The sequence below is a fragment of the Photorhabdus kleinii genome (genome assembly GCF_025384885.1).
Taxonomy (GTDB): domain Bacteria; phylum Pseudomonadota; class Gammaproteobacteria; order Enterobacterales; family Enterobacteriaceae; genus Photorhabdus; species Photorhabdus kayaii.
Window position 1 is genome coordinate 194,945 of sequence record NZ_JAJAFY010000001.1, and the last position, 17,634, is coordinate 212,578.

Annotated in this window: 15 protein-coding genes; 5 read left to right on the forward strand and 10 right to left on the reverse strand. The window is 40.6% G+C overall.

Going from position 1 to position 17,634, the window contains the following annotated elements:
* The first annotated feature begins 375 nt into the window (after window positions 1-375).
* The 3 genes from LG003_RS00895 (at window position 376) to LG003_RS00905 (ending at window position 2,907) form a co-directional block, all read left to right on the forward strand.
* Window positions 376-1,263 (forward strand): LysR family transcriptional regulator, encoded by an 888-nt coding sequence (locus LG003_RS00895; RefSeq protein WP_262979978.1) that lies wholly within the window; start codon window positions 376-378, stop codon window positions 1,261-1,263.
* A 172-nt stretch (window positions 1,264-1,435) separates the two neighbouring features.
* A complete protein-coding gene (locus tag LG003_RS00900) occupies window positions 1,436-1,891 on the forward strand; it encodes a hypothetical protein (RefSeq protein WP_112875745.1) in 456 nt (151 codons plus the stop codon).
* A gap of 611 nt (window positions 1,892-2,502) precedes the next feature.
* Complete coding sequence (locus LG003_RS00905; RefSeq protein ID WP_262979979.1) at window positions 2,503-2,907, forward strand: hypothetical protein; 405 nt, start codon at window positions 2,503-2,505, stop codon at window positions 2,905-2,907.
* Between the two features lie 678 nt (window positions 2,908-3,585).
* Here LG003_RS00905 and LG003_RS00910 read toward each other — a convergent pair.
* Window positions 3,586-3,951: a helix-turn-helix domain-containing protein gene (locus tag LG003_RS00910; protein WP_112875747.1), complete on the reverse strand. Its 366-nt coding sequence runs from the start codon at window positions 3,949-3,951 to the stop codon at window positions 3,586-3,588.
* A gap of 263 nt (window positions 3,952-4,214) precedes the next feature.
* On the opposite strand from LG003_RS00910, the gene LG003_RS00915 reads away from it, so the two are divergent.
* Window positions 4,215-4,829 (forward strand): hypothetical protein, encoded by a 615-nt coding sequence (locus LG003_RS00915; protein WP_112875748.1) that lies wholly within the window; start codon window positions 4,215-4,217, stop codon window positions 4,827-4,829.
* 49 nt (window positions 4,830-4,878) lie between these two features.
* On the opposite strand, the gene LG003_RS00920 is transcribed toward LG003_RS00915, so the two are convergent.
* The 8 genes from LG003_RS00920 to ppsR form a co-directional block, all read right to left on the reverse strand.
* The gene (locus tag LG003_RS00920; protein WP_112875749.1) at window positions 4,879-5,673 is read right to left on the reverse strand and encodes a heme ABC transporter ATP-binding protein; all 795 of its coding nucleotides are present in this window, start codon (window positions 5,671-5,673) and stop codon (window positions 4,879-4,881) included.
* Window positions 5,673-6,680: a FecCD family ABC transporter permease gene (locus LG003_RS00925; protein ID WP_112875750.1), complete on the reverse strand. Its 1,008-nt coding sequence runs from the start codon at window positions 6,678-6,680 to the stop codon at window positions 5,673-5,675. The genes LG003_RS00920 and LG003_RS00925 overlap by 1 nt, the downstream gene beginning before the upstream one ends.
* A complete protein-coding gene (locus LG003_RS00930; RefSeq protein ID WP_262979980.1) occupies window positions 6,677-7,495 on the reverse strand; it encodes a heme/hemin ABC transporter substrate-binding protein in 819 nt (272 codons plus the stop codon). The genes LG003_RS00925 and LG003_RS00930 overlap by 4 nt, the downstream gene beginning before the upstream one ends.
* Window positions 7,492-8,565: a hemin-degrading factor gene (locus LG003_RS00935; protein ID WP_112875752.1), complete on the reverse strand. Its 1,074-nt coding sequence runs from the start codon at window positions 8,563-8,565 to the stop codon at window positions 7,492-7,494. The genes LG003_RS00930 and LG003_RS00935 overlap by 4 nt, the downstream gene beginning before the upstream one ends.
* Window positions 8,566-8,595: 30 nt before the next feature.
* Window positions 8,596-10,617: a TonB-dependent hemoglobin/transferrin/lactoferrin family receptor gene (locus LG003_RS00940; RefSeq protein WP_262979981.1), complete on the reverse strand. Its 2,022-nt coding sequence runs from the start codon at window positions 10,615-10,617 to the stop codon at window positions 8,596-8,598.
* An 89-nt stretch (window positions 10,618-10,706) separates the two neighbouring features.
* A complete protein-coding gene (gene hemP, locus LG003_RS00945) occupies window positions 10,707-10,904 on the reverse strand; it encodes a hemin uptake protein HemP (RefSeq protein ID WP_112875754.1) in 198 nt (65 codons plus the stop codon).
* Between the two features lie 172 nt (window positions 10,905-11,076).
* Complete coding sequence (locus LG003_RS00950) at window positions 11,077-12,123, reverse strand: 3-deoxy-7-phosphoheptulonate synthase (protein WP_112875755.1); 1,047 nt, start codon at window positions 12,121-12,123, stop codon at window positions 11,077-11,079.
* Window positions 12,124-12,264: 141 nt separating this feature from the next.
* Window positions 12,265-13,146, reverse strand: a complete 882-nt coding sequence (gene ppsR, locus LG003_RS00955) for a posphoenolpyruvate synthetase regulatory kinase/phosphorylase PpsR (protein WP_112875756.1) — start codon at window positions 13,144-13,146, stop codon at window positions 12,265-12,267.
* Window positions 13,147-13,486: 340 nt separating this feature from the next.
* Between ppsR and ppsA the strand changes: the two genes are divergently transcribed.
* Window positions 13,487-15,865, forward strand: coding sequence for a phosphoenolpyruvate synthase (gene ppsA, locus LG003_RS00960; protein WP_112875757.1), 2,379 nt, complete (start codon window positions 13,487-13,489; stop codon window positions 15,863-15,865).
* Between the two features lie 444 nt (window positions 15,866-16,309).
* Here the strand turns inward: ppsA and ydiK are convergent, their stop codons facing one another.
* On the reverse strand, window positions 16,310-17,419 hold the full coding sequence (ydiK, locus tag LG003_RS00970; protein ID WP_112875758.1) for an AI-2E family transporter YdiK: 1,110 nt from the start codon (window positions 17,417-17,419) through the stop codon (window positions 16,310-16,312).
* Window positions 17,420-17,634: the final 215 nt, after the last annotated feature.

The following is a 17,634-nucleotide window of genomic DNA, read 5'->3' on the forward strand; positions in this document are numbered from 1 at the left end:
AAAAGGAGAGCGTATCGGCTTCTTCTTTAACTATCTGATATTTCTGTGGAATAAAATTAAAATATTCCAACTTAGAAAAATCATTTCCTAGTCTTATAAATCCTTCCTTTAAGAAGGGGCTATTCAATATTATTAACTATCATGTTTGTTCTTTTTCCACTCTGACGTTTATTTATTAAATACTTGGGATAAATTATCTTTATCGACTTGATGATTCTTGTATTTAGCAAACCTGAGTTATCTATTTTTTTATTAATAAATATGTAGATATAAGATAATTTCTCCTAACGCCTATACTACTTGCTACCATAGACCAGTGAACAGTAGGATGATGTTCAAAACACTTATGACCAATCTGTCAGCAATGGGGGAAATATGGATAGTTTAGGGTCATTGAACGTGTTCGTTCGGGCTGCTGATGCCCGTAGCTTCACAGTTGCAGGTCAACAACTTGGCATCTCTTCGTCGGCGGTTAGTAAGGCTATTGTTCGGTTAGAAGAGCGTCTGGGAATACGCCTTTTCCATCGATCTACGCGAACCGTCACATTAACGCCTGAAGGGACACTATTCTTTGAACGGTGCAAGCGAATTCTTGATGAGGTTGAGGCTGCTGAAACTGAACTATCTCAGATGCAGAAAATGCCAAGTGGAAAGTTAAAGATTAGCCTACCGTCAGTGGGTATGCTGTTTATGCCGAAATTTGCTGCTTTTAATCGCCTTTATCCAGAGATTAAACTTGATATAAGTTGCTCCGATCGAATAGTGGATGTTATTGAAGAGGGATTTGATGCTGTACTCCGAACCGGTGATCCACGTGATTCCAGATTAATGTCTAGGATGCTAGGTTCTTACCGTCAGGTTATTGTCGGCTCTCCTGCCTATTTTGCGGCCACAGGTTTTCCAGAAGAACCCGAAGATCTTGTTAGCCATCAGTGCTTATTATATCGTTTTCCAACAAATGGGAAATTAAACGTATGGCCTTTGAATCGTGATGGTAAAAAAATTGAGCTTAACTTACCGTGCAATATGGTGACGGATAGTTTAGAACCGCAAGTCTGTTTTGCCGAGCATGGTCTTGGGATAGCTTGTGTGCCGAATATCGCCGTTTACCGACAGTTGAAAGAAGGCTCTTTGGTCACTGTTTTGGATAAATATAACGAAAGTTCCACAATTTTTCGTATACTTTGGCCATCAAGCCGTCATTTATCCCCTAAGGTCAGAGTATTTGTAGATTTTATGGCGGAGAACCTCTTACCTTTTTAAATAAGTTCTGCAAAGTGGTCTAGTATTATAGATACGTAAAGTGAAAATTTACTTTATGGGATTGGCGCATATATCGTGCGCTCCAATAACGTTATAGAAGAAAAAGATAGAAGAGAAAGTTGTATTAAAACGCAGTAAGCCATTTTAAACAACATAAAGGAGAGTATCTAACATGTTAGTACGCAAGTCGTTGTTGGCCCTGTTTGCAACTGCTTCCCTAACTGCCGCAGGTGTTGCTTATGCAGGTCCGCCCGTAACAGTGACATTTAAGCATCTTGGTGTTTCTGGTAGCGCGGATGCTGTTTATACCATCATTACTAATAATGAATCCGGTACATACGTGAATGCAACACCTAAACCTAGTTCAAGCGTAGGGCCAGGAGAAGTTAATAGTTATCAGGTTCAAAGCCCAATTTCACCTGACGCAAACTACGCGATGGTGCGATATAAGATAGGTTTTAAAACCTGCGAATTTATGACTACTTTTGTGAACACATATGTTAATGGCGTTAAAATTCCGAAATGGAATAAAGGAGCAACGTCCGGTAGTGGGGCTGTTTGTAATGCAACCATCACCTATACTAATTATCTTACCTACGCATGGTCAGTTGAATTTACTATGAAGTAGTGAACAGTGATTTTTAATGGCCGATCGGATTTCAATGCGAAACAGAGTTCCCCCGTTATCTATTGTATCGGCCATATAATCGCAGATATTACTTTGCTTTGAAGTGAACATCTCATGACTAATTCTGCTTAGTGAATTGATGTTCAGTTAAGTATATGCATAGTAGGATCTCGCTCTACTGCTATGACTCTGTAAATTTTTGATTATCTGTCCGTTATATTTTTATCTTGCATTTTCTGTTGATTATATAATTACTAACCACTACTATTAGGAGGGTTTTTTCTTTACTGTATATTTAGTGTAAATAACACAATATATGAGTTATGTTAGCACTAGATTAAAAATAAAAAAACATACGGTAATTTAATTTGTTATTATAAATTAGTGTTGAATGTTTATTTTTTTTAGTTTTGATTTTCTTTGGTATTTTATTGACGTACTATTGGTTCTACACTATTTTTAAAGTTAGAAAGTGTTTTAATTTTTTATAATTTTATGGATTATGATGGTTGAATATGGATGTTCAGTAAATTAGTTGAGTTCTCCGGTTTAATATAAATTTTCATATTTATAACTTGGTGTGAATTTAATCTTATAAGGAATAATATATTATGATTGATCAAAACAATTCTAATGATATAGTTGCCCCTAATATATCGATTTCTGATGTAACTATATCCTCTATTCAAATTGCTCCAGAAATAGCTAGAAACAATGTTCATGTTGTCATTGTTGATGATAAAGGTACTTCACGGGATTTTCTTCTGGATAACTCTGCTGGTGGTTATCAAGGGAATGGTAGTTTAATAACTTTGATTCTTGCACATCTTAATTCAAAAAAAGTCACTATTAGAACTACCGGATATGAATATAATAACCATGGATATATCAATGGCGTATTAATTAAGGGAACAGGAGGTAATTCAGGTAGTTCAGGAGGTAGTTCAGGAGGTAGTTCAGGAGGTAATTCAGGAGGTAATTCAGGAGGTGGAACGGGAGGCAGAACCGGGGGATGATAAGGACGGTAAAAATTAGGAATGATAGGAATGAGAATTCTTATAGAAAATATTATTGGCTATTATTTACGTTAAAGGTATTAAAATCCTATCCCATTATGTTATTTTATTTGCCATTTTAAACTTGGGTAGTGTTTAAGATTTTTGCAAAATAACGTCTATTGGGGTAAATAGTGAGTTGGAATTAATTATAAATAAAAACCCTGATGTTCAGTCTTCAGGGTTTTTACTTTTTAACAATTGAACATACCCTAAATTTTAGGAACAGTGTTTTAATATTTATGATCGGTTTTTTTAGTGTTTTTTACCTGCTTGTTGACAGTGAAAATGATCTTATTGATTGAATAAAGAATACTGTATATTATAGTTATGATTTGTATGAAAATATTTTTGTTTTTTAATTATATTAATCAGTTTATTTATCGTGGATTATAAAATCGAATGGATTTTATTGTCATTTAATAAAGTTATTATCCGAAATCACTTATGCTGGTATATGTGGTAATTGTTCTTCATTTCTAGTGAATAAAACGGGACTAGCCAATAGTTATCTTGAAAATCCTTATTTGGTTTTTTGATCTATTATAGTGTTAGTGAATTCAAATAGTATAAGAGTTAAATGGTCAATAAAATATTGACCATTAGGGAATACTATCAGTAAGGTTATTAAGAAATCGATTATTGCTTATGACCTAAGAAGTACTTTAATTCAGGGAGATTGCCATTTTCTCTGAATCTGGCAGGCGTGGTATTAAAGTGCTTTTTGAAGATCCGGGTAAATGTTGCCTGAGAACTGAAACCATACTGTAAGGCGATATCAAGGATTGGTAGGTTTTCTTCACGCAGAGATCTTGCTGCTTCGTGTAAACGCCGCTTACGAACATATTCACCCAAGGTATAGCCTTTCACTTCTTTAAACACTCTTTGTAGATGCCACTTTGAATAACCGCTTCTGTCAGCAATGGTCGCTATTTTTATACCTTCGTTACGTTGGAGCTGAGTTTCGAGCCATCTGACAATATCATTCACTACACTTTCTGACATTTTCACCTCCCACTGATAGTGGGCTAGTTGCTAAAATATTAGATTTCGTTAGTTATTTCTATAAGGATAATAACTATAGTTATTAATGAGTGTATTTTAAAATAAATCCGGGATATCTATAGGCAAAAAATGCTATTTATAATTGATAATTATTATCATTTATGCAAATTTCCTTTGTTTTAATAATAAGTAGCATCAAATGATCTTCACTAATTTATTCAAAACAGTATCATCGTTCGTCATTTAATTTAATGGAGGTTGTAATGCAATCGGACTTGGCTTTTTTAACTAAAAAGTTGGCATTTTTTGTTCTTTATGCTCTGATTTTAGCCATGATCATAGGCTTACTCTTTATTGATGTTATCTATTTGCAGAATGCAGTGAAGGAGAACTCATTAACTGAAATTGCTCAGGAAAGTATACTGTTTGTTATTTCTGCTGTATTTCTGCTGGAAGCGAAAAAGAATAGTCAATTACGTCCTGCATTAGTTTTGATATCAGGTTTTTTTGCTTGTTTATTGATAAGAGAGCTGGATGCTATATTTGATGAAATATTTCATGGTGCCTGGGCGTGGATTGCTATTCCGTTAGCGCTAATTTGTATTTTTTACTCTGCTTATAAAGGTAGGGATACGTTGGCTGGGCTTGTTCATTTTACGCGCCATCAAAGTTACAGCATGATGGTTGCAGGTATTTTGTGTGTACTCGTTTTTTCCCGTTTGTTTGGTATGGGAGAATTATGGAAAGGTTTGATGCTTGAACATTTTGATCGAACAGCAAAAAATATGGTTGAGGAAGGATGTGAACTTCTGGGTTATTGCTTGTGCTTGATTTCAACTTTCTGGTATCTGCCTGATGCAATAAAGTTTCGTAAGTAAAGAGTAAGACAGGCAATTGGCTGAAATAATTTGCCTGTCAAATTTACTGTTATTGCCTCAAATAAATCTGAGGCTGTTGAGTCTCAGGATGGCGGGTAATGCCAAGATCTGCTTGATACCATTTTCTCAGAGTGTGATCATTTAGTACTTCTTCTGGTGTACCCGCAGCGACTAACTTCCCTTTATGTAATAGAAAGATTTTATCTGCATAGAGAGCAGCAAGATTCAAATCATGTAGAACACAGCACATAGCCATAGGCTGTTTCCGTGTCAGTCGGTAAAGCAGGCGTAAAGTATGTTGCTGGTGGTAGAGATCCAAGGCCGATGTTGGTTCATCAAGAAACAAGCAACACTCTGTCGGTGTTGGATGCCAAAGTTGGGCAAGGACACGAGCGAGTTGTACTCTTTGCTGCTCACCACCAGAGAGTTGCCGGTAGTCACGGTGACGTAATTCCTGGCAATCCGTTTGTTCAATAACGGTATCAATTGCTGTCTGTTTATGATGAATACCATGAGGAGAGCGCCCCATAGCGATCACTTCTTCCACACTGAAAGGGAAGGAGAGTGAGCTATGTTGACGCATGACGGCACGAGTGCGCGCTAATTGTTCCGCAGGCCATTGCTCAATGGGTATTCCATGTAAATAACATTGCCCATGTTCAGGTTTTATATATCCCGTTAATAGTCGCAATAATGTGGATTTCCCAGCGCCATTTGGCCCAATGATGGCGACAATCTCGCCTTTATTTACCGAGAGCGAAACATTATCAATAATTTTCTGGTTGCCAATTGAATAGCTTAAATTCTGTGCTTGCAGAGAAATATTATTTTTTATGGCATCCATTATGTGCGGCTCCCCGGCCCTGGTTGTTTGAGTATCAACCATAGAAAATATGGGCCGCCGATTAAACCAGTAATTAGGCCAACGGGTATTTCTGCTGGTGAGACTAATGTTCTTGCCAGTGTATCTGCGGTAAGCAGAAGAGAAGCTCCGCCTAAAGCAGCACCGGGAAGTAGCCAATTATGATCACCACCAAATCTCATTCTGATCAAATGTGGGACAACTAGTCCAACAAATCCAATAACACCACTTAATGCAACAGCGCTGCCAATAAGCAGGGCGCTGAGTAGTAATAACTGGAATTTAGTGCGTTGGACATTTATACCAAGATAGTGGGCCTCTTCATCTCCTAATTGCAGCAGATTCAGTTTACGGGCCTGACTGAATGTTAGGATAATAGCGGGAATAATTAAAGAAGCTGTAATTGCCAACGTCGGCCACTCTATCTGGCTGAGTGAACCCATCATCCATAAAGAGAATTGTCGTAGCTGTTGATCGTCACTGATATAGCTCAGGACACCAATAGCAGACATACAAAGGGCATTGATAGCAATCCCGGCGAGTAATAAGCGGGCCAGATTTCCGTAGTTATATTTATTGAGTGAAAAAATCAGTAATGAAATTAACAGGCTGCCAATAAAAGCGGCGATAATATGTCCATACACAGCGATGACAGATGGCAGGCTAACTGGCAGAACAATTGCCATTGCAACCATCAATGCGGCTCCACTGCTAATACCTAGTAGGCCAGGATCAGCGAGTGGATTGCGAAATAACCCTTGCATTACAGCCCCGGAAGTCGCTAAAGCACAGCCAACCAGTATGGCTAATAGCACCCTTGGTAATCTGATATTCAGCCAGATTTGCCACTGGGGATCACTAATGGAAGATTCCCATAATGTCTTGAAAGATAATGATAATGCGCCAATATTGGCAGAACCAATAGCCAACCCGGACAGTAACAAACAAAGAAACGCCAAGCCCAAACCCGGAGACTTCATACGGCTCATTGAGTCTTCTCCGCCGCCTGTCTGAGTTGTTTCATCACTAAGGGGGTTTCGAGGCCAAAACCGAGTAGCCCCATATCATCTACAATTAAAACCCGTTGTTTTTGACCGGCAGGGGTGTGTTTCAATCCGGGTAATTGCCAGATTTTATCCAAACCGCCCATTGATTTAATACCATCTTCCGTCACTAATAACAGATCTGGTGCGCTGGCAATAACACCTTCCTGGGAAAGTGGGCGGTAATTGTTGAAACCTTGCATGGCATTAGTGGCACCAACAGCGCGAATCATTTTGTCCGCTGCGGTTTTTTGGCCGGCAGCCATTGGCATGATACCTCCGTGACTCATCACAAACAGAATACGAGTCGGCAAGGTAGTTGTTGGTATTTCTGCCAGTGCTTTTTGATATTGTTGAATCAGTTGTGCACCGCGTTCAGTCTGATTGACCGCCTTAGCGACGGTCTTAATTTTTTCAGGAACGGCTTCTAACGCTGCTTTTCCGGTTATCTGAATCACTTCTACACCAGAATCCTGGAGCTGCTTAAGTGCCAGTGAAGGTTTTGCCAACTCACTGGTTAGCACCAGTGTCGGATTCATAGAGAGAATGCCTTCAGGGTTAAGCATTCTCATATAGCCGACATCGGGTAAGGCAAGCAATTCGGTTGGTTTCTGGCTGGTGCTGTCTCTGGCGACAACTTTTTCACCTTCACCAAGTGCAAAAACAATTTCAGATACATCGCCACCGATAGTGACGATCCGTTCAGTGGAAAAAGCACTGAACGATACCGTAAGGACAAATGTCAGAAGCCATTGTTTCATGCTACACGCTCTTCCTGTATTGATTGCAGTTTTGGCAGAGCAGCCACTTGCTCACGCCACTGAGTTTGTTCAGGAGTGCCTTCTGTACGCTGACCAAACAGTTGAGCAATCTGATTGCCATTAGCATCAAATAACTCCAGGCTGGTGACAAAACCATCCTCTGTTGGTTTACGGGTTACCCAGCTTTCAGCAATAGCACTCTCTATTAAATGTAGTGTGAAATTGCGGTTAAAGATATTAATCCATTTCTGATCTGAGTTTTCTTCCTGATGTGGCATCAGACGTTCCAGCTTTCCGGTGAAAATTTGTACGCAACCATGATTACTGACGAAGATCATGATCTCATTCTGATCGTTATAAGCGGCGTTGATAAGTTCATTCAGTGCAGAATTTCCCACCTTGTAAGCCAGATCATCCTGTACCGCATTGAAAACTTGTTGACGGCTCAGATTATGGTTTTTAAGTAACGTGAAGAATTGATGAACGTTAGTCATTGCTCGCCATTCTTTATCAAGCTGTGCTTTCAATTCATTTGTTAGAGTTGAATAGGTGATTTCTTCTATAGGTTTGATGACCAGTGTGGGGTTGTCTTCTGCCTGATATTTTTCTATCAGTGCTTCCCAGGCTGTTATATCAGTATTACCTGTTGCATAAACTTTATGCAATGCGTCACCCTGATGATCAAAAAATTGAATGCTGTGGCGCACACCATTTTTTGCGGGTTCAACCAGATAAAATATACTACTCCAATGTCCAAAGAATATCCTCAAGTCGAGTTCACGAGGGTTCAGGACCAGCCCAGCGTGGCTGCTGAAATGGGTATTTTCATACCGGCCAATTTGTTCATGAACAGCAAAATCATTGCGGGTGATCGCCTTAATTTCACCAACAACAGCTAACTCTTCCAGTAAAGTTGGGGCGTCAACATTAAGGCGTTTGGCATCGATACCAACACGGCTATGTAATAATTCACCTTCACTGACATTCAGATAGGCTGCCAGATCACGGGCATATTTGGCTTTGTTATCGGATTTGGCTTGTAGATAACGTTCATAAAGTGAATAATTCACAATTTAACTCCTTGAAATACATGTATTTAATTACCACTGGTAACTGACTAACAGTTTGGCATTGCGGCCATCCTGCGGTGTTCCCTGTGGTGAGTAGTATTCTTTATCAAAAGCATTGCCTAAAACTGCTGTAGTAGTCACACCTTTGAGCATTCCTTCACCTTGATAGCTGACATAGAAATCATTAATGCCATAGCCTGCCTGTTGTTTAGGATCTCTACCTCTAGCATCTTTACCTTTGAAGTCAGTATGCTTGGTGAATTGACCTACCCAGCCGACAGAGAAACCGGTTTGTGCAATAGGGATTTCCAGTATGCTGGTGATAGTATCTGGGCTGAGGTTATCAAGAGATCCACCGCTTTTTTCATCTTTACCTTCTGTGCGGTTGTAAGCCAGCTCCCAAGAGAACAGATTGGATTCATAGTTTATGGAAGCATCCCATCCCCAAATCTTGGCGCTAGATATATTAACAGATGTTGTGTTCCTTCCTCGGTTGACTACATCTGACTTAATATAATCTTTGGCTTTAGTATCAAAGTAACTCGCTTTAAATTTCAGCTCGTCGTTATCTGCTAGTAGATCATTGAAACGTAATCCAAAACCAGATTCCCACGTTTCGTTGCTTTCTGGACGGAGATTTGGATTAGGGGTCCAGAAGTTTCCAGGATAGTGCATAGAATCACTGTACATTTCCCCCATCGTCGGTGCACGGAAAGCTTGAGAATAAGAGGTAAACAGCATCGACCAGTCAGTTGGTGTAATACTAATAGCTCCTTTGGAAGACCATTTATCAGCGCTGACGTCCTTATATTTAGAATTCGTTCCTTTATAGTTGTCATAGCGAGTACCGACGACAATAGAGACTGGCAGGTCGCGCAGCGTTATCTCATCTTGCAACCAACCGGAATAAAAGCGGATATCAGCATCAGGGAAGCTATCAGTGTTACCTTTTGGGGTCTGTCTCTGTTTGTAAGTTTCACCACCGTAAGTAAATTGATGTGCCAGAGGGCTGTCTGTCCACAGGCGGGAGCGGTTTTCCAATTTTACGCCATAGGTTTTCTGTTTACGGCCTTCGAAACCCTTCTCTTTAGTACGGGCATCAATAGTGATATCGGAATAATAAAGGTCAGTTTTGGCATTTAACCAATCATATTCTGCTGGATTTAATTGGTAGCTGAGTTGGGCGTCACGTTGAGTTGTCGTGCGATCAGTCCATGATTTAGGTTTATTATTTTTACTAGTAAGAGATTGCGGATTTTTAGGCTGATTAGCCTCATTACGGTAATAGCGTAATTGGCTGCTTAAGGACTGGTTGTCATCAATTTTCCAACTGCCTTTTGCCATCAGGTTACTGATAAATTCGTCATTATCGGCAACCACACCACCACCGTGACGGATGTTACCTGAATCACGGGTACTGAAGGCAAATACACCATCCAGGGATTCTGATTTCGCGAACGTTGCACCACCAAAGCCCATACTATGGTCACCCGTTGCACCGCGGGCAAAAACGCGGAATCCGTGATCTTGACCAGCTTGCAGAAGATTTGCGGCATCGACAGTTTGATAAGCGATCACACCGCCTAAGGCACCACTGCCGTAGAGTAGGGCGGAAGGGCCGCGTACAACTTCGACTTGTTTAATGAGTGCTGGGTCTAGGAACGTGCCATTGATATGACCGGTATCGGTACCTTGGCGAATACCGTCAATCAACGTCAAAACACCTTTTGGACCATAACCACGCAGACTAACATCTTGCCCATTAGCACGGTTTGTACCGGCTATATTAATACCGGGTATTTTTTTGATGAGGTCGTTAGCATTACCGGCTGTCTGACTTTGTGGTGACTTACTCTTTATCACAGTTACCATCATGGGAGCGTCGAAACTATCCCTTTCATTACCTGTTGCATAAACAGTTATCACCTCGCGGGATGATTTATCACTGTCGGCATCGAGCGATTTTGTTGCCGCATAAGCAGCCGGAATACTACTGATAATTGCCAAGCTTAATGCTGATAGTTTGAGTGTTGATCTTGCAGATTGAGACATCAGGCGAATCTCCATAATAATATTTTATGAGTTATGGATATAGCTGGCTGCCCCGATACGCGATCCGGGTGGCTGGCTGAGTTATTATTTTATTTAGTTAGTATCAGCTTACCGGCTTTAGTTTGGCGCAATTGGTAGAATTCTCCTTGGTGACGAATTCTGGTAATTCCTAGCTCACCTAATAGTTGTTTACTGTCAATGTAGCCAATTTCTACAATTTCAGCAGGATAGGTGTTGCATTGTTTTTCAAGTGTAATACAAGAATGTTGGTGACATATTTTAGTCATAAAACCACTTTGCGAATACTAACTATTATCATAGTGAGAATTATTATCGTTATATAAAGAGGTGACTTCAAGCAATATTTTTGGTGGTCAGGAGCAACATATTAATGAAATTTAATTAATGTGTTGTCAGTTAGCCTCTTATGAATGAAAAAGGCTAACTCGGAATAAGGATTTAGAAACGGTAACTTACTGCTTCGGCGAGAATGTCAATAAGCTGTTCTGTATCTTGCCAGTTTAGACAAGGATCTGTGATCGATTGACCGTAATTTAGCGGTTGCCCCTGAATGACTTGCTGGGTGCCTTCAACCAGAAAACTTTCAACCATCACACCGACAATAGCGGTAGAACCCTCTTGAATCTGGTGGCCCACCTCTTTTGCTATAGTCAGTTGGCGTTTATGAATTTTTTGACAATTACCATGACTGAAATCGATAACTAAATGTTCTGGTAAATTAAATTCACGTAGTTGAGTACAAGCTGTAGCAATATCTTTAGCACTGTAATTAGGTTGTTTGCCTCCACGCATAATAATGTGGCCGTATGGGTTGCCTTCGGTTTGATAGATGGTCATCTGGCCGTGCTTATCTGGCGAGAGAAATGTGTGACAGGCACTGGCTGCACGGATTGCATCTATGGCGATACGGATGTTGCCATCCGTTCCATTTTTAAAGCCAACTGGACAGGAGAGGGCAGATGCCATTTCTCGGTGAATCTGGCTTTCTGTTGTTCTGGCTCCGATCGCGCCCCAACTGATCAGATCGGCAATATATTGGCCGGTCACCATATCCAGAAACTCGGTTGCCGTAGGTAAACCCAACTCATTGACGTCAACCAATAATTTCCGGGCCAAAGTAATGCCCCGATTTACCTGGCAAGAACCGTCGAGATAGGGATCTGAAATTAAACCTTTCCAGCCCACCACTGTGCGTGGTTTCTCAAAATAGGTGCGCATAATAATTTCCAGTCTGTGCTGGTATTTTTCACGCAATCTGTTCAGTCGCTGAGCATAATCTAAAGCGGCATCAATATCATGAATAGAGCAAGGACCGATGATTACCATAAGCCGTGGATCGTTCCCGCAAAGAATATCGGCAATACGTTTCCGTGACGCTGTCACATTGTTGACGATTTTTTCGGATACGGGAAATTGAATTGCAAGAGTTTGAGGTGTTACCAAACTGTCGACACGGTGAGTCCTTAAACCATCTGTTTTGTACATATATTTTCTCGAAGTTCGTTTCACATTAGCAGGCATATCTATAGGTAATTGAAATTACAATAAACGAAAACGACTAAGTTAAACAAATGATATAATTAATCATATGATAAATTTTTTTCCATTATTCCTATTGATATATTTTTAAAACATTCGGCGGTTTAGCTTCATCATATCGATTATTTTGGTTGAGATTTCTTCAACAGAATAATTGGTGGTGTTAAGATAATTAATCTTATTCTTACGGAATAAAGCTTCAACTTCGGAAATTTCTATTCTACATTGCCTCAATGATGCATAACGGCTATTTTCTCGACGTTCTTCCCTAATAGCTGCCAGCCGTTCAGGGCTTATAGTTAAACCGAATAACTTATGTTGAAATTGTTTTAATGTCGCAGGTAATTGTAAATTGTCCATATCATCCGCAGTAAAAGGATAATTTGCAGCCTGAATACCAAATTGCATGGCTAAATAGAGGCTAGTGGGTGTTTTCCCACAGCGGGATACGCCCAATAGGATAACCTGTGCCTGGTCAAGATTACGTAAAGAGATACCATCATCATGTGCCAGGGCATAATCAATAGCAGCTATACGTGCATCGTACTGGCTGAGATTCTTCTCAGTCAGGCCGTGAGTGCGATTAAGTTCGGGTTTGGGTTCCAACCCGGTTTCTTGCTGTAATGGCGCTACCAGTGTTTGTACAATGTCCTGACAAAATCCTTCGCTGCTGGTAATAATATTTTTCACTCCAGAAGAGATAATAGAATAGAAAACTAAAGGTCTTATACGCGTATCCTGATATATCTGATTTATTTGTTGCTTTATTTCTTCTGCACGGGTTTCACTGGCAACAAAAGGAAGAGTATAAGAAGTTATTTTGATGGGAAATTGTGATAAGACAGCATGGCCCAATACTTCTGCGGTAATTGCCGTGCCATCTGAAATAAAAAAGACAGTGCGTTCAACACTTTCAACACTATTACGACCATTACGTTTCGCTGATGTTTCTAATCTGAATTTTGCCATGATATTTATAGTGACCTTTTATCTTTCCAATCGTTTAGTTAAATGAAACCGAGTTTCGATTTTCTGCAAAGTATACCTAAGAAAAAAATAATGTGTTGGGTTGATCGATTCACCTTTCTATGTGTGCGAAAACATTGTGTTAGTCTATTTATGACTGCGCTATGCAGTGCCAATTTTCCGATTTGTATACCCTATGGATTTCAAGATGCATCGCGACGGCAAGGGAGCGAATCCCCGGGAGCATAGATAACGATGTGACTGGGGTGAGTGAGTGCAGCCAACAAAGAGGCAACTTGAAAGATAACGGGTATCTCTCACGAATGCTAAAAGGATTGTTTTAATGCCCAATAATGACCTCACTCCGCGTAATGTGCTTTGGTATAACCAATTAGGTATGCATGATATTGACCGGGTTGGTGGTAAAAACGCCTCCCTGGGAGAAATGATCACTCACCTGTCAGAGTTGGGGGTTTCTGTCCCGAATGGTTTCGCCACGACAGCACAGGCATTTAATGATTTCTTGGAACAAAGTGGTGTCAATCAGCGTATTTATGACTTGCTGGATGAAACGGATGTTGATGATGTCAATCAACTGGCTAAAGCCGGTGCACAAATTCGCCAATGGGTGATTGATACACCATTTACGCCACAACTAGAAAAAGATATTCAGGATGCTTATCAACAGTTGTCTGAAGGAGAGCCTGAAGCCTCTTTTGCTGTACGTTCTTCGGCAACGGCTGAGGATATGCCTGACGCCTCTTTTGCCGGGCAGCAGGAAACCTTTCTAAACGTGCAAGGCATTGATACTGTGATGGTTGCCATCAAACATGTGTTTGCTTCATTGTTTAATGATCGCGCTATTTCCTATCGTGTCCATCAGGGATATGACCATCGGGGGGTTGCATTATCAGCGGGTGTACAACGCATGGTGCGTTCTGATCTCGCCTCTTCCGGTGTGATGTTCACTATTGATACTGAATCAGGGTTTGATCAGGTTGTTTTTATTACCTCTGCTTACGGATTGGGTGAGATGGTTGTTCAGGGCGCTGTGAATCCGGATGAGTTCTATGTTCATAAATCAACCCTGAATAAGGGTAAACCAGCAATTGTGCGACGTAATCTGGGTTCTAAAAAACTGCATATGATCTATGCTGACAATAAAGAACATGGCAAGCAGGTACGTATCGAAGATGTACCTGCATCACAACGCAATCGTTTCTCTTTAGCTGATGAAGAAGTTGAGGCATTGGCGCGTCAGGCGTTACTAATTGAAAAACATTATGGCCGACCAATGGATATTGAATGGGCTAAAGATGGTCATAACGGCAAGTTATACATTGTTCAGGCGCGTCCTGAGACTGTCCGCTCAAATCAGCAGGTTATGGAACGTTACCAACTGAATGAACAAGGTCAGGTATTGGTGGAAGGACGTGCCATAGGCCATCGTATTGGTGCAGGTCGAGTAAAAGTTATTCACAACTTGAATGAAATGGATCGCATCCAACCGGGTGATGTTCTGGTTACTGATATGACCGATCCGGATTGGGAGCCTATTATGAAAAAAGCTGCTGCGATTGTGACTAACCGCGGTGGCCGGACCTGTCATGCAGCGATTATTGCCCGTGAATTGGGCATTCCCGCAGTTGTTGGATGTGGTGATGCAACGGAACGTTTGAAAGAGAATCAGTCGGTGACAGTGTCCTGTGCGGAAGGTGATACGGGTTTTGTTTATCAAAATCAACTGAATTTTACTGTACAAAGTTCTCAAGTCGATCAGTTACCAGAGCTTGATGTAAAAATTATGCTAAACGTCGGCAATCCAGATCGTGCATTTGATTTTGCCCGTTTGCCGAATGATGGTGTAGGTCTTGCTCGTTTGGAATTTATTATCAATCGGATGATTGGTGTACATCCCCGAGCATTACTGGAGTTTGATCAGCAAACTCCTGAGTTGCAGCAAGAGATAAAATCGCTGATGGCAGGTTATGACAACCCGGTTGAGTTCTATGTTGGGCGCTTGACGGAGGGGATTGCCACTCTGGCGGCTGCATTCTGGCCGAAACGGGTTATTGTCCGTTTGTCTGATTTTAAATCCAATGAATATGCCAATCTGGTTGGTGGTGACATTTATGAACCTGATGAAGAGAACCCTATGCTAGGTTTCCGTGGTGCAGGGCGTTATGTTTCTGACAGTTTCCGTCGCTGTTTTGCATTGGAGTGCGAAGCCGTTAAACGTGTACGTAATGATATGGAGTTGACCAACGTTGAAATTATGATCCCGTTTGTTCGTACGGTAGCGCAGGCTGAAGCAGTGATTGCTGAATTGGCATCCCAAGGGTTGAAGCGCGGTGAAAACGGATTGAAAGTCATTATGATGTGCGAGATTCCGTCCAACGCAATTCTGGCAGAACAGTTCCTTGAACATTTTGATGGCTTCTCTATTGGTTCTAATGATATGACTCAACTGACTCTTGGTTTGGATCGGGATTCTGGGGTGGTATCTGAACTATTTGATGAACGTAATGATGCGGTCAAAGCGCTGCTCTCATTGGCTATTCAAGCGGCTAAGCGTCAAAACAAGTATGTGGGAATTTGTGGTCAGGGGCCTTCAGACCATCAGGATTTTGCTCATTGGTTGATGGAAGAAGGGATTGATAGCCTGTCATTAAATCCAGATACCGTTGTAAAAACTTGGTTAGGATTAGCGAAAGTGAGTTAATTGAGAATAATACTCAATTGAAACTAAAGGCCCGTCAAAATAATGGCGGGTTTTTTAACAACTAGAGTCGTTAATTATCGTTCTAAGGGAAAGTATAAAAATAGCAAAAAAAAAAGCCTATCATGGGCGTGATAGGCAAGGACTACACACAGCAATATAGGTGTTTCTAACAAGTAGAACCATCAAAAGGAGAAATAAACGTCTCGTTCATAGCCCACTTATATTAATTTAGTTAAATAGTTTATTCATTAAGAATTGTCCTAATTTACGTATTATTTACGGCTATAATGAGCCAAATTTAACGATTTTTTAACAATTACTTTACAATAATGATATTTAATAAATCAGCACCTCAGAAGAATGATAAGTTTTATTGAGATTATGATTTAGCGAAAGAGCTAACTCTCTTTCGCTATATAAGTCAGAATTAATTATCATACAAATTTATTCTGAAAATTTCTGTTCCAGATATTTTTCAGTTTCGGCTAAATCATTTTTAGGTTCTGGGACTTCATTCATCCATGCGATTAATAAACGATAAGCAACTGCTAATACAACGGGGCCGATAAATAAGCCAATCATGCCAAATGAGAGTATTCCACCAATAACGCCTATTAATATTAGCACCATAGGTAAATCTGCGCCCAGACGGATTAAAAATGGGCGAAGAAACCCATCCATTGTCGTTACGATACCGCTCCAGACCAGTAGCACGGTTCCCCAGGTTGTATCACCTGTCCAATAAAGCCAGGCAACAGCGGGAACTAAAATCAGTAATGGGCCGAGTTGAGCGACACAACAGACAAACATGAGTACTGTCAGTAATGTAGCATAAGGAATGCCTGAAACAGCCAAGCCAAGACCACCGATAATGGCTTGAACCAATGCGGTAACCACCACTCCAAGCGCTACGGCACGGATGGATTGTGCTGCTAACAGGATGGCGGCATCTCCGCGTTTATTTGCCAAGCGAATGGCAAAATGGCGAATGCTCATCGTCACCTGTTCTCCTTTTAGATATAAGAGCACGCTGAATAGCACCATCAAACCGAGATGGAATACGAAACGCCCGGCATTTGCTGCTTGAGTAAAGAACCAGGTTGCTGCTTCTCCAACATAAGGCTGGACTTTAGCTATCAGAACATTTCCACCATCAGTAATGAGTGAGTTCCAACCGCTGTATAGTTTATCGCCAACCAGAGGGATGTTATTCAGCCAGGTCATTGTCGGTATCTGAAAATGAGAGGGGGATTTAGCCCATTGGATTAATGGCGCGCTGTTTTCCAATAAACTACTAACCAGTAATGCGATAGGGATCACAAATAATAGGATTAACAGTAGCGTCATGATGGAGACAGCAATCCAGCGCTTACCCCACAAACTGTTCTGTAGTTTTTCTAATAATGGCCAGGTGGCGATGACAACCATGCCTGCCCAGACAAAACCAAAGATAAAAGGTTTTATCACCCAAAAACTGGTAACGATTAACAATGATAGGAAAATTAAAGTAAATAATAGTTTGGGGAGGTCGTAATGCGGTTGAGATTTGTCCATAAGTTAATTTCTCTCAGGGATTTAGTGGCGCTAAAGATAATGAATAAATAGGATGTTATCTACAGGTTACTCAAAATAGGTGAATATTATGATAAGGTAAACGCTTGCCTTCTCAGACAAATCAGTTAACGGTGGTAAATGGTTACGGCTGATTAAGGCATTGATTCAAAGATAGTATAAATAAAGCAATGTGGACACTCATTTTAAAAGGGTCA

Excerpts from the sequence above, each read along its gene's own strand:
- LG003_RS00895 (WP_262979978.1), top strand. The coding sequence starts at position 376 with ATGGATAGTTTAGGGTCATTGAACGTGTTCGTTCGGGCTGCTGATGCC.
- LG003_RS00900 (WP_112875745.1), top strand. The coding sequence starts at position 1,436 with ATGTTAGTACGCAAGTCGTTGTTGGCCCTGTTTGCAACTGCTTCCCTA.
- LG003_RS00905 (WP_262979979.1), top strand. The coding sequence starts at position 2,503 with ATGATTGATCAAAACAATTCTAATGATATAGTTGCCCCTAATATATCG.
- LG003_RS00910 (WP_112875747.1), bottom strand. The coding sequence starts at position 3,951 with ATGTCAGAAAGTGTAGTGAATGATATTGTCAGATGGCTCGAAACTCAG.
- LG003_RS00915 (WP_112875748.1), top strand. The coding sequence starts at position 4,215 with ATGCAATCGGACTTGGCTTTTTTAACTAAAAAGTTGGCATTTTTTGTT.
- LG003_RS00920 (WP_112875749.1), bottom strand. The coding sequence starts at position 5,673 with ATGGATGCCATAAAAAATAATATTTCTCTGCAAGCACAGAATTTAAGC.
- LG003_RS00925 (WP_112875750.1), bottom strand. The coding sequence starts at position 6,680 with ATGAGCCGTATGAAGTCTCCGGGTTTGGGCTTGGCGTTTCTTTGTTTG.
- LG003_RS00930 (WP_262979980.1), bottom strand. The coding sequence starts at position 7,495 with ATGAAACAATGGCTTCTGACATTTGTCCTTACGGTATCGTTCAGTGCT.
- LG003_RS00940 (WP_262979981.1), bottom strand. The coding sequence starts at position 10,617 with ATGTCTCAATCTGCAAGATCAACACTCAAACTATCAGCATTAAGCTTG.
- hemP (WP_112875754.1), bottom strand. The coding sequence starts at position 10,904 with ATGACTAAAATATGTCACCAACATTCTTGTATTACACTTGAAAAACAA.
- LG003_RS00950 (WP_112875755.1), bottom strand. The coding sequence starts at position 12,123 with ATGTACAAAACAGATGGTTTAAGGACTCACCGTGTCGACAGTTTGGTA.
- ppsR (WP_112875756.1), bottom strand. The coding sequence starts at position 13,146 with ATGGCAAAATTCAGATTAGAAACATCAGCGAAACGTAATGGTCGTAAT.
- ppsA (WP_112875757.1), top strand. The coding sequence starts at position 13,487 with ATGCCCAATAATGACCTCACTCCGCGTAATGTGCTTTGGTATAACCAA.
- ydiK (WP_112875758.1), bottom strand. The coding sequence starts at position 17,419 with ATGGACAAATCTCAACCGCATTACGACCTCCCCAAACTATTATTTACT.